Here is a 26,197-nt window from a genome sequence, read left to right as displayed (position 1 = left end):
GGCGACACGCGCAGCGCATATCATCTCTCATCTCTCGCATGAACTGTCATGCGCCGAAGTTGGCACCTTCTTCACTGATTACTGATCACTGATCACTAATCACTGCCTGGTTGCCGAAGCGTCAACGGGTCGGTCCCTCAGCTTCTCTGGATGAGCAAGTCCGTAAATTGTTTGCGTTTTATAACACGACGAAGCGGGAATGTCAATTCAATATTCGGTATAATCTTCCCGCCATGCGTTTCGATCAAAAACGTTTCTCGTATCTTCCGCTCGCGATCTTCCTCATCGGCTTGGGCGTCTTTGCTTACCTCGGCATCTACTTCCGCTACTGGGCAGACGACTGGTGTTACAACGCCGACTTCCGCAATTTGGGATTTCTCGAAACCCTGCGCGGATACGTCTACAACGTGACGTACACACCGAGCCGATACTCCGTGACGATCCTCGCGGGACTCTTCTATCCGCTCGGCGTTTTTGGATTGCAGATTCTCCTCCCTCTCTCGCTTCTTCTCTGGACGTGGGGCTTGGTTCGCCTCTTCCTCAACCTCTCCTCCCTTTCGACTTTTCCACTTTCCACTTTCCAAGCGACTTTACTTTCCCTCATCATCGTCTATTTTTCCATCTACCTCGCTCCGCATTTATATCAATCCGTATACTGGAACACTGGATTCTTCACGTACACTTTCCCTCTCGTGTTGTTCCCCTGGGTGTTGACTCTCGTCACGGACCAAAATCCATCCAAAGCAAAATTAATTCTGATCGCCCTACTCTCCCTCCTCGCGGGCGGATTCTCCGAGGCGAGCAATACTGTCATCGTTTCGGCGTTGACGTTGTACACGGTCATTGCCCTCATCGGTTCGCGCTACAAAAAAGTTTGGGGGCAAAAGACTTTTACCCCCGCACTCGTCGCTTTGATATTTGCTTTGATCGCCATGGCGCTCCTCGTCTTCGCCCCAACGACTCAACTCCGCGCCGAGCGATACGGCGAGTCAGCGAGTCTGCTCGAACTGATAACTTTAGTATTCAATTTCACGCGCGAGTTTGTGACTTTATCCCTCAAAGATTATCAACAACTTCTCATCCTCATCCTTGCAGGTTTACTCGGCTTCGTGTTGAACTCCAAAGAAAGAGACATCAACACCCCCAACACACTCGCCCTCGGACTTGGAATCTTCGCCCTCGCAATTCTCCTCGTCGCCGCATCGTTGACCCCCAGCGCCTACATCGAGCGCGGACTCCCCATCCTCCGCACGCAGATCATCCCGCGTCACATCATGGTCTTCGCCTTCGTCGCGCTCGGCTGGATGGGCGGATATTCCCTCCGCCAACTCTACTCGCAGTCTTGGTTGCAGACTACAGCGGCGGTTGCTTTGCTGATCGCGCTTATCTTTCCGATATTTGCTATTTATAATTCCTCAAAATACATTCCCGTGTATAGTCAACGCGCCCAACTGTGGGATGAACGCGAAGCGACCATCCTTTCCGCGCTTGAGAATGGTCAAGACCGCGTCGAAGTCCTCGCCATAGACGGCGCCCCCGTCGGCGGCATCCGCGACTTCGATCCGCCCGACAAAAAAGGATATTGGATCACCCTCTGCGCCGCGGATTATCATCATATTAAATTACAGGTCATCCTCCCATGAATATTGTCGCGCTCGTCCCCATGCGTCATCACAGTCAACGCGTGCCAGGCAAAAATTATCGCCCGCTGGCTGGCAGGCCGCTGTTCCATCACATCATCGAGACTTTGCTCGCCGTGCCGCAGGTCAACCAAATCGTCGTGGATACGGACTCCGCTGAAGTGATAGACGGTTTGAAGGGACATTTCCCCTCCGTGAACATCATCAACCGCCCCGAATCCCTCCGCGCCGACGATGTGCCGATGAACGAGATTTTGATTCACGACACCAGTTTATTCCCCGCCGATTTTTATTTGCAAACCCACAGCACGAATCCCTTGCTGAAACCCGAATCAATTTCAAAAGCCATCCAATTACTACTTACCAATTACCCCAATTACGATTCGTTATTCTCCGTCACCCGCCTCCAAACCCGTCTCTACGATAAAGACGGCAACGCGCTGAATCACAACCCGAAGGAATTGATCCAGACTCAAGACCTGCCTCCCGTCTACGAAGAAAACTCCTGCATCTACATGTTCACCCGCGAGAATCTACTGGCAAAACGTCACCGCATCAGCGATAAGCCGCTCATGTTCGCCATAGACGCCGACGAAGCGTGGGACATTGACGAAGAACTCGATTTCGCCATCTGCGATTTCCTGATGAAGAGAAAATCATCTTCGTGATAAACACCCGATTTATGGGACGCTCAATCTAATCCCGAAGGGATGACATAACCTCATTGACCTTTGACACCCCTTCGGGGTTTGAAATCAATTACGCCGATCATTCTAGAATCATTTGACCCCTTCGGGGTCTAGGATTCTAGAAGACTGGCTGCCAAATAAATCCAATCCCGAAGGGATGATAGGATTGTAGAATTGAATATCAATCCCCTAATCCCGAAGGGATGACATAACTCATTGACCTTTGACACCCCTTCGGGGTTTGAAATCAATTACGCCGATCATTCTATAATCGTTTGACCCCTTCGGGGTCTAGGATTCTAGAAGACTGGCTGCCAAATAAATCCAATCCCGAAGGGATGATAGTATTGTAGAGAATGGAATATCAATCCCCCAATCCCGAAGGGATGACATAGCCTCATTGATCTTTGACACCCCTTCGGGGTCTGAGAATGCCATCTTGGTGAATGAATGAATTTTTTTAAACAAATACAGAAAATTTTGGGCAAATGGTTCTCCCTCCCGTGGTATCCCATCCTCTTCGGCGCGTACCCTGTGTTGGCGTTGATGGCGGCAAACGTGGGACAGATCAAACTCGAAGCGGCGTGGCGTCCTCTCATTGTTAGCATCCTCTTCGCGGGGCTTCTTTTCCTCCTGTTGCGCCTCGCCCTCCGTGATTGGAATCGCGCCGCGTTCCTGTCCACGTTGTGGATGGCGTTGTTCTTCTCGTACGGGCATGCCTTCCTCACATTGACGGAAAAAGTAAAAAGCTTCGATTTTGAAAAATGGTTGCTCGTTGTATGGCTCGTACTTGCCTTCCTCTTTGTCGTTTGGGCGGTTAGAAAATCTCCGTCATCACCTCTCGCATTGAACGTGATCGCGCTGGGGCTGGTAGTCACCTCCTTATGGCAGACCAGTTCGGGGGTCCAGAAAGGAGGCGCGCATCGAGTGGGCGCGGAGAATGCTCCCGTGGATGAAAATCTCACGCGTCCCGAAAATCCGCCTGATGTGTATTACTTCATCCTCGATTCGTATGCGCGCGAAGACTTGTTGAAAAGAGCGTATGGCTACGATAACAGCGCGTTTCTCGATGGTCTGCGCGAGCGCGGATTTTATGTGGCGCAGTGCAGTCAGACAAATTACATTCGCACTGAACTTTCGGTGGGCTCGTCGTTGAATATGTCCTATTTGCAGGATTTGGATTCGGCATTTGCGCCCGATAGTATCAAGCGTCGCGCGTTGTGGGATTCGTATCAATACAGCGCAGTGCGCTACAACTTTGAGACGCTGGGTTATAAAACTGTCGCCTTCGCAACGGGCTTCGCATGGAACGAACTCGACGATGCCGATGTGTTTTACACGCCGCCGCCTTTTTCTGCAGGCATGACTGAATTTGAAACCTTGCTCATGCAAACAACTCTCGCGCGGTATGCGCAAGACTTCGGTTGGGTGGATGCCGACGCGATCATGGGGCAAAATTTCCGCGACCGCACATTATTGGTTTTTGATTCAATAGATGACATTGCCCGCATGACCGAACCGACTTTTACGTACATCCATTTGATCTCGCCGCATCCGCCTTTTGTGTTTGGTCCCGAGGGTGAATACACTCACCCCGCCGAATTTTGGAACGAGAAAAAACAATATCCAGCCGATCTGTACGCGCAGGGATATCAAAATCAATTGACCTTCGTAAATAAAAAAATTCTGGATGCGGTAGATACGTTGCTCGCCGAATCTGAAACGCCGCCGATCATTATTTTGCAAGGCGATCATGGTCCGTGGCTTCAGCCACGCGATCGTCGCATGTGGATCCTAAACGCATATTATCTGCCACAACATCAAGAGAAATTATTTTCAACGATCACCCCCGTGAACACCTTCCGCATCGTCTTCAACTCCTACTTCGGCGGGAACTATGATATGCTTCCAAACGTTAGTTATTTTTCACCCGTGCCGAACCTCTATGAATTTTCAGAAGTAAAAAACAATTGCAAATGAAATACACCGTCCTATTCACCGCGCCATACATGATCCCATTTGTGGATCGTTTCAAACCCGTCTTCGCAAAATACGACATCGAACTCATCGTACCAGATGTGCGCGAGCGCATGGAGGAGGAAGACCTGCTGAAATATGCGGGTCAATTCGACGGCGCGATCTGCGGGGATGACCGCTACACCGCGCGCGTGATCGAAGCCTGCGCGCCGCGACTCAAAGTGATCTCAAAGTGGGGGACGGGGATCGATTCACTCGACGCCTCAGCCTGCCTCAGTCATTCGGTGACCATTGGTCGCACCCCCAACGCTTTCACCACTCCAGTAGCGGATACCGTCCTCGGCTACATGCTCGCCTTCGCCCGCCGCCAACCATGGATGGACGCGGAAATGAAACGCGGCAAATGGGAAAAGATTCCAGGCAAGTCGTTGAGCGAATGTACGCTTGGAGTCATCGGTGTCGGCAACATCGGCAAAGCGGTGACTCGCCGCGCGCGAGCCTTCGGCATGAAAGCGTATGGCAACGACATCGTAAATGTTGACCACGTTTTTGTTTCCGAAACTGGAATCGAAATGACGAGTCTCCACTTTCTACTTTCGAACTCTGATTTCGTCTCCATCAATTGCGATCTCAACCCAACCTCCCGTCACTTACTGAACGCCGACACATTTGCATTGATGAAACCAACCGCAGTGTTAATCAATGCCGCGCGCGGACCCATCGTCGAGGAGAAAACGCTGATCGAAGCGTTGCAGTCAAAACGTCTGGCAGGAGCCGCATTGGATGTCTTCGAAGTCGAGCCGCTTCCGCTGGATAGTCCGCTGATGAAAATGGACAACGTCATGCTCGCCCCGCACAACTCCAATTCCAGCCCCGCCGCATGGGAGCGCGTGCATTGGAATACGATCAAGAATTTGGTGGAAGGATTGGGGATGCCTTTTTCGTACACGGATTTCACGGACGACACGGAAAGAACTTAAACTTTGATGTTACGCACCGTTCCGCAGGCTTGTCTTGAGCCTGTCGAAGGGATGAAAGATGAGAGAGGAAAGATGAAAGAGGAAAGAACGGTTTTAATTACTGGCGCGGCGGGCGGGATTGGTCGCGCTACTGTTTCGCTTTTCTCTGAAAAAGGCTGGCGCGTTATCGGCGTGGACAGGTCGGAGTTTGGTGATGATTTTCCAAAGAACGGCTTGTTCATTCGATCTGACATTTCACATCCCGAAGATATGCAAGCCATCTTCGAGCAGGCGCATCGGTTCACAGAATCTCTCGACGCATTGGTGAATAATGCGGCTGTTCAAGTTGCAAAGCCGATCATTGAAACAACTGTTGAAGAATGGGACGCGGTGATGGCTTCCAATTTACGGTCAGTGTTTTTAGGAGTCAAACTGGCGCATCCGTTGATGAAGACAGGCGGCGGCGCGGTGGTGAATGTTTCATCCGTCCACGCGATTCAAACGTCGGCGAATATTGCCGCGTATGCCGCGTCGAAGGGCGGACTGCTCGCCCTCACACGCGCGATGGCGATCGAGTTCGCGCCCGATAACATCCGCGTCAACGCCATCCTCCCAGGTGCGGTGGATACCCCCATGCTCCGCGCGGGGCTGGGACGCGGTCACGTTGGTCATGGTGATGTGCAGGAGAGGCTCGATAACCTCGCCCGCAAAACGGTCAGCGGAAAAGTTGGCAAGCCCGAAGAGATCGCTCACGCGATTTATTTTCTCGCAGATAACGAACAATCCTCTTTTATGACAGGTCAAGCGTTGGTGGTGGATGGGGGAGCGACGGCGAGATTGAGTACGGAATAACTTTGAAAAGGATGAAGGCTGAATGATGAAGGATGAATGAGAACCCAACATCTTTCCTCTTTCTTCTTTCTTATGAAACAAGCCCTCAAGCAGATCATCCCTCTACCTCTCTGGCAATTCACTCGTAACACGTATGACGGGCTACGGCGTATTCCTGAGCTTCCCGCCGCATATTTCCACCCCTGGCGGCGGGAGAGCATCCGTCGGCTTGCCGCATTGAAGGATATACACAAGGGCAAGCGCGCATTCATCATCGGGAACGGACCTAGCCTCAAGCAGACTGACACAAGTAAATTGAAGAACGAGATCACGTTCGGCATGAATCGAATTTATCTGGCATTTCCTGATTGGGGATTTGCAACTACATACCTTTGCGTGACGAACTATCTGGTCGTCGAGCAATTTGTGGACGATATCAACTCACTTGCCATCCCTAAATTCATTTCGTGGCGTTCGCATCGTCATTTCAGTCCCCAATTACCAATTACAAAATTGCCCACTTTCGTTTACACGACTTACACGGGACCGAAATTCGCTTACGATGTTCGTGGGCGGGTGTGGGAGGGAGCGACTGTGACCAATCTCGCGCTTCAGCTTGCGTTTCACATGGGTGTCGAGAAAGTCATCCTCATCGGCGTTGATCACAACTTTGCCTCGAAGGGAGATGTGAACAAAACCGTCGTGTCACAGGGCGACGACCCGAATCACTTTATGCCGAATTATTTTGGCAAGGGTGTCAAATGGCAGTTACCCGATCTGGATACCTCCGAGGTTGGGTACGCGCTGGCGCGTGATGCGTTTCGCAAAGCAGGGCGCGAAGTGGTAGATGCAACGGTCGGCGGTAAATTAACGATCTTCCCGAAAGTGGAATATGGTGCGTTGTTTCAATGAACCTTGTCTCCATCATTACCCCTTCGTTCAATCAAGCGCGCTACCTCGAACAGACGATTCAATCTGTGCTTGAGCAGGATTACCCGAGCATCGAATACATCGTAGTGGATGGCGCGTCCACGGATGGATCGGTTGATGTTATCGAAAAGTACGCGAATAAGCTGGCTTGGTGGGTGAGCGAAAAGGATTCGGGTCAAGCAGACGCCATCAACAAAGGATTTTTGCGTGCGACAGGTGAAATCGTTGCATGGTTGAACTCAGACGATTATTACCTGCCCGGCGCGATTTCTGCGGCGGTGAAAGCATTTGAAGAAAATCCAGATGTTTTGTTGGTTTACGGAAATATGCTTGCCGTGGATGAACGCGGTAATTCGTTCAATGCATTGCATTACAAACAATTGACCTTGCAAGATTTGCTGTGCTTTCAGATCATCGGTCAGCCTGCTGTGTTTTTTCGGCGTGAGGTGTTGTCAAAAGCGGGGATGCTCGATCCTACTTTCCACTTTCTACTCGACCATCACTTGTGGATTCGAATCGCGCAACATGGAAGAATCCTCCACGTGGATCAAACGTGGGCGGCGGCGCGGTATCATGCCGAGGCGAAGAACCGCGCCAAAGCGGCGGAGTTTGGACGCGAAGCCTTCCGCGTTTTGGCTTGGGCGGAGGGACAGGCTGGGCTGGGCGAGGCAATTCGACCCGTGGAAAGACGCGCGCGCGCGTCGGCGCATCGAGTCGACGCGCGGTATCTGCTCGACGGCGGCAAATCCGCCTCCGCGTTGAGGGCATGGATGCGCGCGTTCTTCATCCACCCGCCGACGGCATTGGCGAGGTTGAATATTTTTGTGTCCGCTTTGTTGAATAGTTTGGGACTCGATTTTGTTCGCTCAGAATTTTTATCACGGCGTTCTCGGAAATTGAAAAGTACAAAAACGCGCTAGAGAGCGCGTTTCTACTTTCTACGGGGGATGATGTGTCCGCTCGTTGTGTTTTATAATGCGGGGACTTTTATGATGAAAACATTGATGCGAATTTGGGGCATGTTTCCGCTGTGGGTTCACACATTCGCGGCGATAATCTTGCGTCCGCGGTTTCGGGTGGGGGTTGCGGCGTTAGTGTTCGATGAGCAGGGCAGGGTTCTGTTATTCAAACACACCTATCGCAAGTTTGCGTGGGGGATTCCTGTCGGCGGGTTGGAGTATGGCGAGCAACCCGAAGAGGGAGTGATCCGCGAGTTTTATGAGGAGTCTGGGTTAACGATCAAGGTTGAGCGATTATTATTTGCCGACAGTTCCAAGTTGTTTCGGCATGTGACATTGATGTACCTGTGCAAGATCGTCGGCGGCGAGTTTCGGGAAAGTTATGAAGTTTCTGAGATGAAGTATTTCGACGTGGACGACCTGCCGCGCATGATCTTCGATGAGAAAGATTTGATACGATCCGTTCATAACAGCCTTTGGAGCGCGTCATGAACAATGTTCTACTTGTCGGTATCGGCGGGTTTATCGGTTCTGCCATACGCTACCTGCTCAGTGGGTATGTGCAACAATCCTCCAAAAGTATTTTTCCGTTCGGCACATTGACCGTCAATGTGATCGGATGTTTTGTGATTGGATTCCTATCTCAACTGGCGGAAAACCGCGGCGTCTTTTCAAGCGAAGCGCGCGCGTTTGTTTTTATCGGAATTTTAGGCGGATTCACCACGTTTTCCGCCTTCGGCAATGAAACGCTTAACCTTGCCCACGACGGCGAAAATCTGAGCGCGTTTGCAAACATTGGGTTAAACGTTTTTCTTGGTTTGCTGGCTGTCTGGCTTGGGCGAACCGTCTCTACTTTGATCTGGAGGTAATCATGCAGTTACCGGAAGAAGGCTATCTGCTCCGCATCTTCATCGGCGAATCGGATAAACATGAGGGCAAGCCGTTGTACGAATGGCTGGTGTTGAAGGCGCGCGAACAGGGACTCGCCGGCGCGACGGTTCTGCGCGGCGTGATGGGTTTCGGAGCCAACACGCGCGTCATCCACACGTTCAAGATCGAACAACTTTCAGTGGATATGCCGATGGTTGTTGAGGTGGTGGACATAAAAGAAAAACTGGAATTGTTTCTCGAAACGATTGACCAACATATCGGCGCGGGCTTGGTCACGCTCGAAAAAGCGCAAATACGTTTTTACAAGGCGGACAAAACATGAACTGGCTTGAAGTTTCCATGACAGTGGACGGCGAACTCGCCGAATCGGTGGCGGATGTGTTCGCGCGCTTTGCCCCCAACGGCGTGATGACCGAGCAGGGCGTGAAGTACAACGATGACGAAGACGCCGGCACGCCGACGGGACCGATCACCGTCCGCGCGTATTTGGAGGTGAACGACTCTCTCGAAGAGACGCGGCAAAAACTCGAAGAGTCGCTTTTTTATTTGGGGATGATCCAGCCTTTGCCGACCCCGGTCTACAAACAAATTGCCGATCAAAACTGGATGGAGGCTTGGAAGCAACATTACAAACCGATTCGCATTGGTGAGCGACTCCTCATCCTGCCAGCATGGATGGAATCGCCCGAACCGAATCGCGTAGCCATTAAGATCGATCCCGGCATGGCGTTTGGGACGGGGACACACCCAACGACGCAGTTGTGCCTTGAGCTATTAGAGTTAACCTTTAGGGAAAGAAGAAAGACGAAAGAAAGCGGCGAGTCTTTCCTCTTGCCTCTTTCTTGTATTGATGTAGGCTGCGGCTCGGGCATCCTCTCCATTGCCGCGATCAAGCTTGGCGCGGAAAAAGTTCTCGGCGTGGATATCGATTCCGAATCCATCGTCAACTCGCGCGAGAATGCGAACCTCAACGAGGTGGGGGAGGAGTTGATCCTCAGTGCGGGGTCGGTGACGGAGATCCTCGACGGCAAATTCCCATTCAAGTCCGCGCCGTTGGTGGTGGCGAATATCCTCGCGCCGGTGATCGTGCGTCTCTTCGATGCGGGGCTGGCGGATCTGATCGAGGCTGGCGGTTCGATCATCCTCAGCGGAATCCTGCAAGAGCAGAAGAAAAGCGTCCTGGAGGCGGCGCAGGCAAAACATCTGGGAATGACCGAATGGCGGCAGAGGGGCGATTGGGTCGCGCTGACGATGAGTCGCGGTTGAGTCCCCACGAAGTACCATCGTCCTGAAAGGGCGAAATGATAAAATAGCGCACAATCTAATTTCCAAAGGAGAATGAGAAATGAAACCAAATATACGAATGCTTTTTGCGATTGCCGCGCTCGCCATTGCCGCGCTGGCTTGTCAGGGATTATCAGTTGGAGGCGGACCGAAGGTTATCTTGAGCGATGATTTTTCCTCCGAACAATGGGGCACCGGTTCCGATTCCGACAGCGCGGTTGAATACGTTGGCGGCTCGTTGAATTTCTTTATCATCCGCGACCTGTATTTTGTGTGGAGCACCCCGAACGCCGAGAATTATCAAAACGCCCATATCGAAGTGACCGCCAACAATAACTCCACCGATTCGACCGGCGCGTTTGGCATCATCTGCAACATGCAGGTCACCGATGTTTCGTATTACTTCGCCATCACCGGCGCGGGTCAATATGCCATCGGCAAATCGGCTGTGGCGCAAGATGACGTCTTCCTCACCAACAATGACACCTGGCAGACCTCCGACGCGATCACATCGGGCGCATCGTCCTATCGTATCGGCGCGGACTGCGGCAGTAACGGAACATTGACATTGTATGTGGACGGCAAGCAAATCGACTCGGTCGTCGACACCACCTACACCACAGGCAATGTGGCATTGTTCGCATGGAGCGGCGAGCAAGCCTCCGGCACGAACGTTTCATTCGACGATTTCAAGATGACCGAACTACCCTAGCATCGGCTGGCAAGATGAATCCTGCGCCTTCAACGGCGCAGGATTTTTTATTTCACTTGCCGGGTTTCTGTGCTATGATTCAAACACAATGGATCGCCGCCGACTTGTCCAATACCTGCTTTTGAATGTGTTCATCTCTGCCTGTGTGACCGGCGCGATTCTGTTCTGGTACGACCGCAATTACCGACAAGCGGCTCTTTCCCCGGTTCAACCTGCCCCAGTTTCCTCAGGCGACTCTACTCCCCAGCCGACCCTCAGCCCCAACGTGGATATCCCCGTCGAGATCGTCAGCATCGTCGGCGCAGGGACGTTGACTGCCGAATCGGTTGTCGTCCGCAATGCGGGAAGTGAGTCGCTGAGTTTAGCGGGCTGGCAATTGCAAGACTCCGATAAAAACATTTTCATCTTCCCGAACCTCACATTAAATAGCAGTGGCGCGGTGCAAGTCCACACGATTGCTGGAACGAACACGGTCATTGATTTATACTGGGGCGAGACCGAACCTGTCTGGCAATCGGGCGAAGAAGCGGCACTTCTCGACCCAAGTGGAAATGTTAGAGCGGTGTATCAAGTGCCGTAGTTACCTCGGTGGTTGAGTAGGGTCGAGCGCTAGCGAGACCCGTATCGAAACCACCGTGTAAGTAGAAAAATTTTGTGAGAGCCTTGTATCAAGAACAGTAAGAGGTGAACTATGAGACAAGTTATCGTTTACTCAGGTGAAGATGGTTATTTCGTGGCGGAATGCCCGAGCCTGCCTGGATGTATCAGTCAGGGCGAGACTCGTGAAGAAGCGATTGCCAACATCAAAGAGGCAATTGCAGGTTACATTGCCGCGCTCGAAGAAGACAATCCAAGCTAACATCGCAAGCGACGGTGTTCGTACCGCAAAGTTCACTTTGCGCTTGCGTATTGCTAAATAGTTGAATCGCAAGATAAATCTTGCGGCACTGATCACTGCTCACTATTCACTGATAACTGACTTACTAAAATGACCCAAGCCCTCTACCGAAAATACCGACCCCAAGAATGGGGCGCCGTGTTGGGACAAGACCACGTCGTCACCACGCTGAAGAATGCCATCGCGGCAGACCGCGTCGCGCACGCGTATCTCTTCGCGGGTTCGCGCGGAACGGGGAAGACCACGCTCGCGCGTCTGTTGGCGAAGGCGGTCAATTGCACGAATCCCGACCCGACAAAACGTCCCGACAACGAATGTGAAAATTGCAAAGCCGTCAACGAGAATCGCTTCCTCGACCTCATCGAAATTGACGCGGCGTCCAACACATCCGTTGACGATATCCGCGACTTGCGCGACAAGATCAACTTCTCGCCGTCGCAGGGCAAGTACAAGATTTATATTATTGATGAGATACATATGTTGTCAACGGCGGCGTTCAATGCGTTGCTCAAAACGCTCGAAGAGCCGCCTCCACATGCTATTTTTGTTTTAGCCACCACCGAGATTCACAAAATCCCCGCGACCGTTCTTTCGAGATGTCAACGTCATGAGTTTCGCCGCGTGCCAGTGGATGAGATCGTTGCGAACCTCAAACACATCATCCAAGCCGAGAACATCCAAGCCGACGATGACGCGCTCATTCAGATCGCTCGCCAGTCTGCGGGCGGGATGCGTGACGCGCAGTCACTGCTCGATCAACTCTCGTCAACGGGAGAAAGGATCACGCTCGCGCTCGCACAACAAGTGCTCGGCACTGCCACGAGTCAATCGGTGCTGGATGTGCTGAACGCGGTCAACGATCACGATCCCGCGCATGGGCTTGAGTCTATTCACAAGGCGCTCGATGCGGGAGCCGATCCGCGCTCGCTGGCGCGTCAGGTCGTCGAGTATCTGCGCGGGCTGATGCTCATCCAAATGGGCAACGCGAATCAAGTCGAAGCCACGGCGGACGTGAAGAAGCAGATGCAGGCGCACGCGAAATCTTTTTCGACAAGCGATGTCTTGCGGATGATGAAAGCGTTCAACAACGCGGCTGTGGATTTGCGCGGCGGCTGGCAACCGTCTTTGAGTCTGGAACTCGCCTTGGCGGAAGTTCTCGACGATACCCCCCCTCAATCCCCCCCAAATCGGGATTTGGGGGGGACGCAAGGGGGGGTGCCGCGTCAGACCAAGCCGAAGCTTGAATCGGCTCCCCAAACGGCGACCCAGCCTCAAGTCGAGGAAGAAGCGGCTTCTCATCCAGCAGAAAAATCCGCAATCAATGTCGGCGATGTCATCAAGGCGTGGAAGCACATGTCCGCGTCGCTTCCCAAAGCGCAGGCGAATTTGTCCGCGCTGATGAACTCGGTGCGGATGATTGACGTGCACGGCTCGACGTTGATCTTGGGTTTGGCGAGCGACGTGCTGGTGTCAAAAATTGACAAGCCTGACCAGATCGAGGCGATCCAAAAGTTGATCAAGGACGAGTTCGGCGCAGACGTGAGCGTGCGCTGTGTGGTGACGAATGCCAAAGGCAAGATCCCCGCGAACGTGGCGCAAGACGGCATGGTCGCAACCGCCATCCAACACGGCGGCGAGATCGTGGATACGCAGGATTAGTTGTCTAGTCTGCTAGTCCTCTAGTCAGTTAGTCGAACGACTCAATCGTTTATTGACTTGCTGACTGTTTGACTAGCAGACTAAGAGACCAGAAGACTAGGAGACTAAATAATGGCAAAAGGATTCAACAAAGGACCACAAATGGGCGGGCAGGCGGGGATGATGCAACAACTGCAACGCCTGCAACAACAAATGGAAGTAGCGCAGGCGAAACTCGCCGAGGAAACCGTCACTGCCACGGCGGGCGGCGGCGCGATCAAGGTTGTGATGACGGGCGACCAGAAATGCAGATCGGTTGAGATCTCTCCCGATTTCATGAAAGACGCCGACGCCGAAATGTTGCAAGACATGGTTTTGTCCGCGGTGAACATGGCTCTCGACCAATCGCGCGAACTTCAACAAAAGTTGATGGGTCCGCTGGCGGGTGGGCTTCCTTTCTAAGAGAGAATTAGAGAATTGGAGAATTCTCTAATTCTCCAATTCTCTTGAGCCGATTATGCTTCTACCAGAGTCAATCCAATCCCTCATCAACGCCCTCGAACGCCTCCCAGGCATCGGACCTAAATCCGCTTCGCGGCTGGCGTTCTACTTCCTCCGCGCCACCGACGATGTCTCTGACGATCTCGCGCTGGCGTTGGCGCATCTCAAAAAGAACACTGCGTTTTGTCAGGAGTGTTTCAACATCACCGAAGCGGGACGTGAACGCTGTGAAATTTGCGAGTCGCTCAAACGCGATTCATCCGTCATTTGTGTTGTGGAAGAAGCGCTGGATGTCTTAGCCCTCGAACGCACGGCGGGTTTCAACGGGAAATATCACGTCTTGCAGGGAGTCTTATCTCCCATCGAAGGCATCGGTCCCGACGATTTGAAGATCAAGCAATTGCTGGCGCGTGTGGCGAATGGGGGAGTGAAGGAGATCATCCTTGCGACGAATCCCAGCATGGAGGGTGACGCGACCGCGTTGTACCTGCAAAATCAATTGAGACAATTCGGCGTGCATGTCACACGGCTGGCAAGAGGTCTCCCCATGGGCGGCGACTTGGAATATGCCGATCAAAATACGTTGCTGAGGGCGTTATCAGGAAGACAAGAGATGTAATAGATCGAGATGGGGATGCAGATAAATGCTGATTCGCGCTGACGAAAAGAGAGAAAAAATCTGTGTTTTTCAGCTCCTACTAGATTTTGTCTGATTACCGATGAAGTCTATTACATGGCTTTTCCATAGTCTGAGGATACTAACGCGAAGTACGCGAATGAGCGAATCGCGCGAACCGGTTCAAGAAAATTCGTGAAATTTGCCGATTCGCGCCATTTGCGTTCCACATTGATCCATTGATCAAGTGACTTTGGGAAAACCATAATCGTCATTAGATCACGAAAATAGGTTCTTGGCGTAGTTGCGCCGCGTCCAGGCAGGCGACACGCTTGGCTGGCGCATCGAACTGCTACCTGAACTTTTGTGAAGCGCCGATCGTGAGAACACTTTTCTAGTCGCTCTCTCAGCGTTCGCTGATGCGATGATAATTTTAGGCTCTTGTTTCGTTGCGCCCATGTACCAAACAATCTTGTAACGAAGGGATCAGGCACAGCCTGCCCCGATTTTTGCAATTCTGTGGAATAATTACTCTTGCTATGCTCAAGATCATTTTCACTGAAAAAACCCCCATCACGCCGTTTAACGAACCGGCGCGCGACCTGCGCATCCAAAACCAGCCGCTGTGGCTTCACCAGCGGAACGTGCTGGCGCCGTACACAACGCGCGAATTGGAGTTGTCGGCAGGTCAGCGGATGCCGCTCGAGCGTGAAGAGACGATCGTGTATCGCGATAATTTGTTTTTCGATGAGGCATATATCAAGGCGTTTCTTTCGACCGCCCGCAAAAAGAGACGACCCGTGCGCGCCGCGTTTTCTGCCGAAGACCCAGCCTTTCGCGAACACGCCCTGCCGCTGTCCAATTCCTATTCCCCGGCGGGAAGTGTGTTCCTCGCCGATCTGTGGTATTACCCGCGCGGTCCCGTGGCGGATGTGGAGCCGCTCATCGTCGATTTGGAGGCGCGCGAGGTCGGTTATTATCACGTGCCGACGTATATGGCAGACCAGAGCGGCGACCTCACCTTTCAAGTTCCGCTTCGGGCTTGTATTGCGATCGATTCATGGGTGCATGTGTTCATCGCTGATGTGGTGTACGGATTGTTTTCACGCGGCGCGCGCTTCGAAAAACGACTTGCGGAAGAGGTCGCTTTCAAACTAAAAATTCTCGGCAAGGCGTTGTATGAGGGCAGGCAGATCCTTCAATCGTCTGCGCTTGTCACTGTTGGTAAAAATTGTGTTATCGACCCCGATGCCATCATCCACGGACCGACGACCATCGGCGATAACGTCACCATCAATGCCGGGGCAGTCATCGAAAATTGCATTATTGGCAACAACGTTAATATTTCGCAGGATGTGCAGCTGATGCTCTCGGTTGTGGGGGATGGGGCGTTCCTGCCGTTCCGCGCCGCGTTGTTCATGACCACCGTTATGGATAACAGCATGGTCGCGCAAAACACTTGTTTGCAAATGTGCGTTGTTGGGCGCAACACATTCATCGGCGCGGGTTCCACATTTACCGATTACAACCTGATCCCCGCTCCGCTCCGCGCGTTGGACGGCAAGGGAAAACTCAACTACTCGAACCGCCCGGTGATCGGTAGCGCGGTTGGGCATAATTGCAGGCTTGGTTCGGGAATGGTCGTGTACCCGGCGCGCACGATCGAATCGGACGTGGTGTTGTTCGCTTCGAAGGAACGCCGCGTGATCGACAAGGATGTGCGCTACGAAGATTCGGATCATCACAAATTGAAATTTGCCAACCTGCATAAGCGAATGTACCCCCGCCCCGGCGAGGCAACTTCAGAATCCTGGTAATCTTGGTTGCCAAGCCTGGTCGAAACATGGACACGTTTGCTTTCATCATCCATCCGATTGACCCAAAACGGGATGTCAGTCGTAAATATCCATTGCTCGGAAGAATGCTGAGTGAAAAACAGATCGACTTTTTTTCCACGTTCTTTCCACCGGTGTTTGTTTCGGAGATCGGCGGCATCGTCTCGCAGGCGACGGGCAAGGAGATCAAAGGTTGGTTCATTGCCTGCCCATACACGCCGCGGCGCATGATGGAACTGCCGGAGAAAATGGTTTACAACAAGATCATTCAAACCGGGCGGTTCGCGGAGAAACTCGGCGCGCAGATGCTCGGTTTGGGCGCGTTCACGTCTGTGGTGGGGGATGGCGGCATGACCATCGCACAGGCGCTGGATGTGCCGGTGACCACCGGGGACTCGTACACGGTGATGGTGGCGGTGGATGCGATCCGTGAAGCCGCGCGCGTGATGGAGATTCCGTTTTCGGGCGCCACGGCGGCGGTGGTGGGGGCGACGGGCGCGATCGGCAGTGTGTGCGCGGAACTGCTGGCAGACGAGGTGGAGCGGTTGGTGTTGGTCGGCAGAAGCCGCGAAAAACTCGAAGGGTTGCGAGACAGACTGCAATCGAAGTGTCGAAGCGAGATCGTGGTCAGCCTGACGATGGATATCCTTGCAGAATCGCAATTAATCCTTACAGTGACAAGCGCGATCCACGATGTGATCCGCCCCGAGCACCTGCAGCCCGGCAGTGTGGTCTGCGATGTGGCGCGCCCTCGTGATGTTTCTGCAATGGTCGCGTCAGCGAGAGATGATATATTAGTCATAGACGGAGGAATGGTAGACGTGCCAGGACCCGTTGATTTCCATTTTAATTTTGGGTTTCCCCCGGGCAAGGCGTACGCCTGCATGGCAGAGACGATTGCCCTGGCATTGGAAGGTCGCTTCGAGGATTACACGCTTGGCAAACACCTCACGAGGGAACGCGTGGAAGAGATCGATGCGATCTGCAAAAAACATGGCTTCCGTGTGAGCGGGTTCCGCTCGTTCGAAAAGGAAGTCACTGAAGAACATATCGACACCGTGCGCCGCAATGCGAAACGCGTTCGCAAATTGCTCGCGGCGCGCCAGTAACTTTGGAGGCTGCTTATGGGAAAAGCCCGCCTGTTGATCGTGGAAGACGATATCGACATTGGGAACATGCTGAAGATCTTTTTTGCCGGCATGGATTTCGAAGTCGATGTTGCCGTGCGCGGCTCAGATGCGCTTGAGAAGACCAAAAACGTCCTGCCGCATTTGATCGTGCTGGATATTATGCTGCCGGATATCGACGGTTACGAGGTGTGTCGCAACCTGCGCACGAACATGCGCACCAGTCACATCCCCGTCATTTTTCTTACCCAGAAAGATGAGCGCAGTGACAAACTGCAGGGGCTGGAACTCGGCGCGGACGACTACATCACCAAGCCGTTCGACATCGAAGAGCTCAAACTGCGCGTGCAGGGCGCCATTCGCCGGGCAGAGCGTGAAAGCCTCACCGACCCGCGCTCGGGTCTCCCGGCGGGGCGGTTGATCGAGGAGCAATTACGGCGCATCATCCGCGAAAAAGGATGGGCGTTGCTCGATGCGCGCGTCAATGAGTTTGAGCCGTTCAAAGATGTGTACGGCTTTGTGGCAGGCGATGACGTGCTCCGGTTTAGCGCCATGCTGATCGGCGAAGTGGTGGATGAAATCGGCACAACCACCGATTTCATCGGTCATGCGGGCGGCGATAACTTCATTATCATCACCCGCGAGGAAAAAGCGCCGCTCATCAAAGCCCGCCTCAAAGAACGCTTTAATAAAGAAGTGCAGACGCACTATAACTTCATCGACCGCCAGCAGGGATTTATGCACGCCCCCGTCGCAGACGGCTCAACGATGCAGGTGCCGTTCATGACCATATCGGTGGGTGTCGTTTCGCCGAGCGGGCAATCGTTTGCGGACATCCGCGAAATTACCGAACTTGCGGCAGAAGCGCGCCGTCAGGATTCTGCGTAAGACACCGGGCGGAATATGCTTGTCGGGCTCGATGTAAGTTTTTGGTTGATCTCTATTGCCGCAGTACTGCTGTTGTTGGTACTGGTGGCGCTCTGGTTTCGCCGTCTGCCGGAGAATGTGCAGGTGGGGGGAGCGCTTAACCCAGCGGTAGAAATTCCATCCTCCACAAATTTAACTGAAGCGATTGTAACGGTCCAGCCGGGCGGACGGGTGGATTATCTCAACGACCTTGCGCGCGATTGGTTTGGCTTGCGAGCCGACGAACCCCCCGAACTCGAAAAACTGATTCGCAAAGCAAGACCCGCGGAAGATTTTCTCAATCTTTGCGCGACGCACGGGCAAAAACGATTGTCTGTCGGCGGAAGGCTGGTGGAGGCGACCTCGTATCAGGTGCCGGGTCCATACCCGTTGATGTTTATCGCCATGCGGGGCGTCAGCCTGGCGTCGAGCGTCGATGCGGCGCTGCCCGATTCGTCTATGCTGAAAATCATCTCGGATTTTGGCAGGGGCGTGACCGAAAGCCTCGATCTGGATTACACGATCTATTCCATTTTATTGCATGTGTCGCATCTCGTCCCGGCCGATGTTATGGAGATCAAGATCTGGGACGCGCTTCGGAAAACATTCGACACCTATGCCCTCGATCCCTCCGGGGCGTCGAAAACGATTCGCGCTTATACATCGCAATTTGGCGCGCTGACCGAAACGCTGGTTGCGCGTCGCGCTCCAATTCTTATCCCCGACATCCGCTCTGCAAACCCAGAGATGGCGCAACTGGGCGAAAAGTCGCCCGTCTTGTCGTACATCGGCTTGCCGTTATTCGCAAATAATGAACTGATCGGCGCGCTCGAATTCGGCCATCTCACAGCGGGCACACTGGGGCAACACGATCTCGATCTGTTGCAACTCGTCTCTTCGCAGGCAGGGTTCGGGATACACAACGCGCGGAAATATGCGAATGAAGTGAGGCGGTCAAAAGAATTAAGCGGCTTGGTAAACCTGACCCAATCTGTGGGCGTGACGCAGGATTACTTGAGCCTGATCAATCGTCTGATCGACAGCATTTCCCCCTTGTTCGCCGTGGATATCCTCGGTTTTCTTCTTTACGATGCCAACAAACGAACGCTTGAAGGCCAGGTTCCATTTCAAGGGTTGCCGCGTCATATTGTCGAAATTTATCGAACAACGATCCTGCCTGAAAGCCCGGCGGAAAAAATGATTCAAGAGGGCAGGCTGATCTCCACGCGTAATGCCGCCGATGACCGAACCTGGGGCGAACTTGGTCTTCAAACGATCGCGCAAGCCGCCAGTTTGCGCGAGTCGGTTCTGGCGCCGATGATCGCGGGCGATCACTTTGTCGGTTTCGTTCAAATCTCCAATCACAAACAGGCGTCCGTTGAATTCTCGGAATCGGAATTGCGCCTGATCGAGACGGTTGCCAGCCAGGCGGCGGGAATTATTCATAACTCCTTTTTAGTGGAACGCACCCGTCAGCGGGCGATCCGTTCCGATGGATTGCGCAGAATCGCCAACCTCTCCACCTCCACCGCAGGGTTGGATGAGATTGTTCAATTATCTGTGGATGAATTGGCGCGCCTGCTTCGGTGCGATCTGGTGGCGCTATTCCTTGAAGATCAAAAGACCGGTGGTTTGCAACTACATGAAAGCTCTGTTGTCGGAGTTTCCACGGAAGCAACAAGCCCGTTATTGAGGCTCCATGCTGAAGGCGTTCCCTATCGCGCCACTGTGGCAGGCACTCGGAAGTCGATCTCGACCGGGCGGTTAAGCCTCGAGCGAAATATTGCTCCGGGGTATCTGCCCCTGTTTTCTCGATTACAAATGGAATCGGTTCTTATCGTCCCCGTGACAGTGCGCGAGAAAAGCCTGGGCGAATTGATTCTCGGGAGCCGAAAAACTGATTTCTTCGGCAATTATGATCTCGAGATTGCCCTTGCCGCCGCGGGCCAACTGGCGGACGCAATTGAAGATCATTCGCGCTTCATGCAAACCGACGAGGTTTTGCGCCGCCGGGTGGAACAACTTTCTTCGCTGGCTCGCGTCAGCCGCGAACTGAATACGACGCAGGATCTCAAATCCTTGCTCGAGGTGATCCGAGACGAGGCTCTGCGGGTCACGCGCGCCGAGTGCGGCACGATCCTGTTGTTCGACTCGAACGTTCCCTCCTTCCCACCATCCGTTTTGCTGACTATCGGCTGCCCCCTCCCTTCGACATTCCCGCACATCGAGCAAACGGTGATCGAGACAGGCGCGCCTCAACTGGTTGAAGACTACACCGAAAACGGGAAGATCCCCATTCACGATGGCGTTGTCTCCGCGCTGATCGTTCCAATGCTTAATCAGGAAAAGACCGTTGGGTTAATGCACTTGCATGCCGGACAACCCTCTTTCTTCGACGCGTCCTCCCTCGAAATCGCCCAGACCCTTGCCTCGCAAGCCGCTGTGGCGATCGGCAATGTGGAACGGTTTCAAAAACAACGCGAAAGCGTGGAAGTTCTGCGCCGCCGCGCTGAAACCCTTTCCCGTCTGACAGACGTGGCGGGAGGGTTGAATTTCGAAAACCCGCTTGATCAAACTCTTCGCGCAATCCTGGTGAGCATGTGCGAAGCCACCCCGTTTGAAACAGCGCTGATCAGCGTTCTCGAGCCGGGCGGGTTATTGAGGCGGATCACCGGCGTCGGCTTCACGCCTGAAATGCTAAACGACCTGATGGCGCGCAGGCAACCGCTTATCAGTTTACAGCAAATGCTACAACCCCAGTTTCTGGTCAGCCGGTCTTATTTTATTCCTGTCGATCAAGCGCCGATCATCCCCAGCGATGTTCTCTTGGTAACCGTAAACCCCGCCTCAGGCGCGGAGCGATCCCCAAGCGCCTGGGACCCTGATGACCTTTTGATCGTGCCTCTCGAAGATGAAACAGGAAACACGTTGGGCATCATCAGCGTTGACTCGCCGCGCAACGGTCTGCGGCCCGATCGCGCCGCGATCGAAGCCCTGGAGGTCTTTGCGGCTCAGGCATCCATTGCCATTCTCAACTATGGACGATTTACCGAACTACGCAACAAAGTAGACTCGCTCAAGTCTGGGCTCGATCGTCAGGAACGCTTCATCAACCTGACGCAAAAAGACCTTCCCATCCTCCTGCGCAAAGACCTCGATCAAACCATCGCCATCCACAACCTGGACCATCGCGGACAGCGCGTGCGCGCCGGGTTGGCGATTACCGAGTCTGTTAGCCGGCAACTTGACGCTTCCTCTGCCCTTCAGGCATTGGGGCGCGAGACCCTCACGCAGTTGAGCATGTCTGTCGCCATGATCGCCGAGTCGGCGAACGAAGGTCCGCGGCTGATGGCGGTGCTTGGGAATGTGACACGCTCCACAAATCCAGAAGCGTTGTTCGGACAACGAAACCCGCTTCGCGCCTGCCTGCAAACCGGCGAAACGATTTTAATTCCCAATGTCGATGAAAACATCGAGTGGCGCGAAACGCCTTTGCTCACCGCGTTGCAGGCGAAATCCGCAATTTGCCTCCCGATCAAGATCGACAAGCGAACGGTTGCCGCCATGTTGGCGATTAGCCGCGAACCGATGCCAGCCTTCACAGGCGAGGACCGGCAAGTATATAACCAGATCGCGCGGCAAACCTCGGTCATTCTTCAAAACATTTCCCTGCTCAACGAAACGCGCAAACGCCTGCAAGAGGTGAACCTGCTCCTCGATTTCAGCCGCCAATTGCGCGGTTTAGATTCGGATCGCATCGTCCGCGCGCTGTTGGATAGCGCGCGCCGAGCCCTGCCGGCGGCGCATGCCGGTGTGGTACTCGTTTGGGATGAGCAAACGAATCAACTATACCCGCATGCCGTTTCTGGCTATGCCGATAACGACTCGATGAAGCGCATTCTCTATCACCCAGGCGAATCTCTTCCGGGGCAGGTGTTTGAGTCGCGCAAGGCGCTGCGAGTGGATGAAATCCAATTCACGCGGGACTATTTATTCTCCACGGAGAGCCAGTTGCTTTATCGACAGGCGACCGGTGGGCGTTTGCCGGTATCCAGCCTGTTTATCCCGGTCCAATCCGGCGATCAGCCTGTGGGAGTTCTTGTGTTGGATAATTTCAACACGCCTGCGGCTTTCACCCCGGAAGATGAAGCCCTGCTTCTCTCGCTCTCTCAACAAGTGGGGCTGTCTCTCCAAAACGTTCGGCTGGTGCGCACCACCCAGGAACGCGCCGCGCAACTCGGAGCGCTGACCGACGCCGCCACCTCTCTTGCCTCAAGTTTGCAACGCAACGAGCTGGTTGCCTCGCTTCTCAATCAACTCGAACCGGTTATTCCTTATGATACCGCCGCGCTGTGGCTAAGAGAAAGGGACAAACTCACTGTTGCGGCGGCGAAAGGATTCCCGGACACCGAACGCCGCCTCGGGTTGACCGTGGCTGTCGAAGATAGCGCGTTATTCAACGAGATGATTCGCACCGGGCAGGGCATTCTGGTCGGCGATGTCCGGCAAGACGCGCGCTTCCCAGCGCTTGAAGCCCCACGCCTCTCGTGGATGGGAATGCCCTTGATCTCGAAGAACGAAGTCATCGGTGTGCTTGCGCTTGAAAAATGGCAGGCGTATTACTACACCCGCGATCACATGCAGGTTGGTAAAACATTCTCCTCACAAGCCGCTGTCGCGCTGGAAAATGCCCGTCTGTTCGAAGAAAGCATCAGCCGCGCCACAGAGTTGGACGAGCGCTCCGAACGCCTCGGTTTACTCAACCGTTTCTCCTCCGCCTTAAGCGGGCTTCTCGATGAAGGCAGAATCTTTCAATTGACCGCGGAAGAATTGCTGGCGGCTATGTTGACGCCTCGCGTTTCAGTTGTGACATTCGAACGCGGGAGCGCCGTGTTGAAGTATGACCTGCCTCGCTCGAAATCGAAACTGCCAGCCAAACTTCCCGACGCGCCGATCTTCCATCGTTTGAAAGAATCGCTGGGCGTCTTCACAACCGATGCCGTTGAGAACGAAGCCGACCTGGCTCCGTTGAGCGGTTTTCTCGGCTCCCGGACAAAGGCGCTGTTGATCCTCCCCTTGGTGAGCGGGGCAAGCCTGCGCGCCCTGGTCTTTGTGCATCAGGGAGAGTCGATCCGCTTCAGCGTAACAGAGATGGAATTGGCTCGCACCTTGACCACTCAGGCATCCATCGCGCTCGAGAATGCCCGCTTGTTCCAAGCCACGGTGTTTACCGCGGAACGCTTCTCGATTCTGAACAAAGCCAGTTATGAAGTTGGGGCAAGCCTCGACCCGGAACAAATCTACACCGCAGTGCATAAAGCCGCGCAACAGTTAATGCCGGTGGAATCTTTTGTGATCAGCCTGTTGGACGCGGAGACAGACGAGATCGAGGGCGTATATCTGGTGGATGGAAATGCCCGGTCGCCCTCCGTCCGCCTGCCCCGCTCGGAGGGGTTGAGCGGTCGCGTGATCTCCACCGGTTTGCCTTTATTGTTACACGGCAGGGAGAACGTGGAAGCAATGGGCGCTGTGATCTATGGAAAGCCCGATGTGCCTGTCTCGATTCTTGCCGTGCCGATGACCCTCGGTGGAAAGACCGTAGGGATGCTTTCCGCGCAAAGTTACCAAACGAATGTGTATACCCAGGAGGATTTACAAATCCTTAGCACCCTGGCGAATCAGGCTGTGGTTGCCATTCAGAACGGACGATTGTTCAAAGAAACACAACGCCTGGCTGAGGAACTTGAACTCCGCGTGGTCGATCGTACGGCGCAGTTGCAACGCGAGCAACAAAGCACCGAAACGCTATTGCGAATCCTTACCGAGGTTTCATCCAGCCTCGATCTGGACCGGGCGTTGAATCGAACCCTTGCCCTGCTCAACGATGCCGTGGGCGCGGAACAAGGCACCATCATGCTGGTCAGCGCTGAAGATAACCTGTTGCATTACCGCGCCGGGTATGGGTACCTCTCTGACCGGGTCACGGCTGAGGGACGCGGTTTTACTTTGAAGGTCGGCGAAGGTTTGGCAGGCTGGATCGTCAGACACCGCGAGCCTGCCCTCGTCAATGACCTGTTCTTGGATGATCGTTGGGTAAAAACCGCCACAACCGCCCGCGAGCACCGCAGCGCCATTGCCATGCCGCTCCTCGTTGCCGAGGATGTGATCGGTGTGCTCATGGTCTATCACCGCAAACCCCATTTTTTCAACGCCGAAATGCTGAGCCTGGTCAAAGCCATTGCGGGCCAGGTGGCGGTCGCCATCAACAATGCCCGCTTGTATGAATTGATCCGCGACCAGGCGGAGCGTCTTGGGAGTATGTTGCGGCGCGAGCAGGAAGATGCCAGCCGTTCGCAAGCCATCCTCGAAGCGGTGGCGGACGGCGTGCTGGTGACCGACCCGAACAATCGTATTTCATTCCTCAATCAATCGGCCGAGGATATTTTGAGTTTGGAATCTGGCAAAGTGATCGGACAGACGTTGGATGTCTTCGGCGGGTTGTTCGGGAAATCCGCCGCTTCGTGGATGCAAACCATCAACAACTGGTCCGAATCGCCATCCTCGTACCATGCGGGCGAAACCTTCGCAGAGCAATTGGTGCTTGAAAACGGCTTGATCGTTTTGGTGCATCTTGCGCCGGTGATCCTGCAAAACGATTTTCTGGGAACGGTATCCATCTTCCGCGATATTACGCATGAAGTGGAAGTAGACCGCTTGAAATCCGAGTTTGTCGCCACCGTCAGCCATGAATTGCGCACGCCCATGACCTCTATCCGCGGTTACGTAGACGTCCTGCTGATGGGGGCGGCGGGCGCCCTGAACGAGAACCAGACCCACTTCCTAAAGATCGTGAAAGGCAATACCGAACGCCTCAATATCCTCGTCAACGACCTACTCGATATTTCCCGCCTCGAATCGGGACGCGTCACCCTTTCACCCCAGGCGCTCGACCTGCGCGAGGTGGCGGAAGATGTTATCGGCGATGTGTTGCGGCGCTCGCAGGAGGAGAACAAGCCCATCGCGCTTTCACTGGATGCGCCGAAAAAACTGCCATACGTATTCGGCGATGCGGAACGCGTGCGCCAGGTCCTTGCCAACCTGGTGGATAACGCCTATCACTACACCCCGGAGAATGGGACGATCCTCGTTCAACTCCACCCATCTGATGCGGGAGGCGAAGTGCAGGTCAATATCAAAGATAACGGCGTGGGGATCGCGCTGGGCGACCAGCCGAGGGTCTTTGAACGCTTTTATCGTGGCGAACATCCGTTAGTGCTGGCAACTCCGGGAACCGGCTTGGGTCTATCCATCGTCAAAGAACTTGTGGAAATGCACAAGGGACGAATTTGGGTGCAAAGCGCGGGTCTGGATGGCGAAGGGAGCACGTTCTCCTTCACGCTTCCGGTATTCAAGAATTAATGAGGCTTGTATGGCGAAGATACTAATTGCTGAAGATGAACGCGATATTCGGGATTTGGTTGCCTTTACACTGCGGTTTGCGGGTCATGAGGTGATTGCCGCCACCAACGGGGAGGAAGCGGTGGAGCTTGCGCCAAAGATCAACCCGGACTTAATTCTCATGGATGTGCGTATGCCGCGCATGACCGGTTACGAAGCCTGCAAAATCATGAAGACCATGCCGGGCATCAAAGAAGTTCCCGTGGTGTTCCTCACCGCGCGGGGGCAGGAATCGGAAATCCAGCAGGGGCTGGGAGCGGGAGCCGAAGAGTACCTGCTCAAGCCGTTTGCGCCCGATCAACTCACTGAGCGCGTGAAAGCAATCTTGGCAAAATTCGGAAAATAA

22 protein-coding genes and 1 riboswitch are annotated in these 26,197 nt (G+C 53.9%); all 22 genes read left to right on the top strand.

What is annotated here, in order from left to right:
- Positions 1–24: 24 nt before the first annotated feature.
- Positions 25–157, bottom strand: a riboswitch (SAM riboswitch).
- Between the two features lie 76 nt (positions 158–233).
- A complete protein-coding gene (locus IPM31_00665) occupies positions 234–1,643 on the top strand; it encodes a hypothetical protein (protein MBK9005485.1) in 1,410 nt (469 codons plus the stop codon).
- Complete coding sequence (locus IPM31_00660) at positions 1,640–2,308, top strand: acylneuraminate cytidylyltransferase family protein (protein MBK9005484.1); 669 nt, start codon at positions 1,640–1,642, stop codon at positions 2,306–2,308. Before IPM31_00665 ends, IPM31_00660 begins: the two co-directional genes overlap by 4 nt.
- A 471-nt stretch (positions 2,309–2,779) precedes the next feature.
- The gene (locus IPM31_00655; GenBank protein MBK9005483.1) at positions 2,780–4,309 is read left to right on the top strand and encodes a hypothetical protein; all 1,530 of its coding nucleotides are present in this window, start codon (positions 2,780–2,782) and stop codon (positions 4,307–4,309) included.
- A complete protein-coding gene (locus tag IPM31_00650; GenBank protein ID MBK9005482.1) occupies positions 4,306–5,286 on the top strand; it encodes a phosphoglycerate dehydrogenase in 981 nt (326 codons plus the stop codon). The genes IPM31_00655 and IPM31_00650 overlap by 4 nt, the downstream gene beginning before the upstream one ends.
- A 72-nt stretch (positions 5,287–5,358) precedes the next feature.
- A complete protein-coding gene (locus IPM31_00645; GenBank protein ID MBK9005481.1) occupies positions 5,359–6,117 on the top strand; it encodes an SDR family oxidoreductase in 759 nt (252 codons plus the stop codon).
- A 72-nt stretch (positions 6,118–6,189) separates the two neighbouring features.
- Positions 6,190–7,008 carry a DUF115 domain-containing protein gene (locus IPM31_00640; GenBank protein ID MBK9005480.1) on the top strand — a complete coding sequence of 273 codons (819 nt, stop codon included), beginning with the start codon at positions 6,190–6,192 and terminating at the stop codon, positions 7,006–7,008.
- Positions 7,005–7,946, top strand: a complete 942-nt coding sequence (locus tag IPM31_00635; GenBank protein ID MBK9005479.1) for a glycosyltransferase — start codon at positions 7,005–7,007, stop codon at positions 7,944–7,946. Before IPM31_00640 ends, IPM31_00635 begins: the two co-directional genes overlap by 4 nt.
- 69 nt (positions 7,947–8,015) lie before the next feature.
- Complete coding sequence (locus tag IPM31_00630) at positions 8,016–8,477, top strand: NUDIX domain-containing protein (protein ID MBK9005478.1); 462 nt, start codon at positions 8,016–8,018, stop codon at positions 8,475–8,477.
- Entirely contained in the window at positions 8,474–8,854 is a 381-nt protein-coding gene (gene crcB / locus IPM31_00625) for a fluoride efflux transporter CrcB (protein MBK9005477.1), read from the top strand. Before IPM31_00630 ends, crcB begins: the two co-directional genes overlap by 4 nt.
- A 2-nt stretch (positions 8,855–8,856) precedes the next feature.
- The gene (locus IPM31_00620; GenBank protein MBK9005476.1) at positions 8,857–9,198 is read left to right on the top strand and encodes a DUF190 domain-containing protein; all 342 of its coding nucleotides are present in this window, start codon (positions 8,857–8,859) and stop codon (positions 9,196–9,198) included.
- A complete protein-coding gene (prmA, locus tag IPM31_00615; protein ID MBK9005475.1) occupies positions 9,195–10,142 on the top strand; it encodes a 50S ribosomal protein L11 methyltransferase in 948 nt (315 codons plus the stop codon). The genes IPM31_00620 and prmA overlap by 4 nt, the downstream gene beginning before the upstream one ends.
- Positions 10,143–10,221: 79 nt before the next feature.
- The gene (locus IPM31_00610) at positions 10,222–10,872 is read left to right on the top strand and encodes a hypothetical protein (protein MBK9005474.1); all 651 of its coding nucleotides are present in this window, start codon (positions 10,222–10,224) and stop codon (positions 10,870–10,872) included.
- An 88-nt stretch (positions 10,873–10,960) separates the two neighbouring features.
- Complete coding sequence (locus tag IPM31_00605; protein MBK9005473.1) at positions 10,961–11,452, top strand: lamin tail domain-containing protein; 492 nt, start codon at positions 10,961–10,963, stop codon at positions 11,450–11,452.
- A gap of 111 nt (positions 11,453–11,563) precedes the next feature.
- A complete protein-coding gene (locus IPM31_00600; GenBank protein MBK9005472.1) occupies positions 11,564–11,731 on the top strand; it encodes a type II toxin-antitoxin system HicB family antitoxin in 168 nt (55 codons plus the stop codon).
- A 129-nt stretch (positions 11,732–11,860) separates the two neighbouring features.
- Positions 11,861–13,429, top strand: a complete 1,569-nt coding sequence (gene dnaX / locus IPM31_00595) for a DNA polymerase III subunit gamma/tau (protein MBK9005471.1) — start codon at positions 11,861–11,863, stop codon at positions 13,427–13,429.
- Positions 13,430–13,540: 111 nt separating this feature from the next.
- Entirely contained in the window at positions 13,541–13,870 is a 330-nt protein-coding gene (locus tag IPM31_00590) for a YbaB/EbfC family nucleoid-associated protein (protein MBK9005470.1), read from the top strand.
- 55 nt (positions 13,871–13,925) lie between these two features.
- Positions 13,926–14,528, top strand: coding sequence for a recombination protein RecR (gene recR / locus IPM31_00585; protein MBK9005469.1), 603 nt, complete (start codon positions 13,926–13,928; stop codon positions 14,526–14,528).
- Positions 14,529–15,064: 536 nt separating this feature from the next.
- Positions 15,065–16,342: a multidrug transporter gene (locus IPM31_00580; protein ID MBK9005468.1), complete on the top strand. Its 1,278-nt coding sequence runs from the start codon at positions 15,065–15,067 to the stop codon at positions 16,340–16,342.
- 26 nt (positions 16,343–16,368) lie between these two features.
- On the top strand, positions 16,369–17,469 hold the full coding sequence (locus IPM31_00575) for a shikimate dehydrogenase (GenBank protein MBK9005467.1): 1,101 nt from the start codon (positions 16,369–16,371) through the stop codon (positions 17,467–17,469).
- Positions 17,470–17,484: 15 nt separating this feature from the next.
- Positions 17,485–18,375, top strand: coding sequence for a response regulator (locus IPM31_00570; GenBank protein MBK9005466.1), 891 nt, complete (start codon positions 17,485–17,487; stop codon positions 18,373–18,375).
- A 15-nt stretch (positions 18,376–18,390) separates the two neighbouring features.
- Positions 18,391–25,812 carry a GAF domain-containing protein gene (locus IPM31_00565; protein MBK9005465.1) on the top strand — a complete coding sequence of 2,474 codons (7,422 nt, stop codon included), beginning with the start codon at positions 18,391–18,393 and terminating at the stop codon, positions 25,810–25,812.
- 10 nt (positions 25,813–25,822) lie between these two features.
- Positions 25,823–26,197 (top strand): response regulator, encoded by a 375-nt coding sequence (locus tag IPM31_00560; GenBank protein MBK9005464.1) that lies wholly within the window; start codon positions 25,823–25,825, stop codon positions 26,195–26,197.

The organism is Candidatus Defluviilinea gracilis (assembly GCA_016716235.1).
Taxonomy (GTDB): domain Bacteria; phylum Chloroflexota; class Anaerolineae; order Anaerolineales; family Villigracilaceae; genus Defluviilinea; species Defluviilinea gracilis.
Note: the sequence above shows the minus strand (reverse complement) of the source record. Positions and strands in the feature narration are given on the sequence as shown.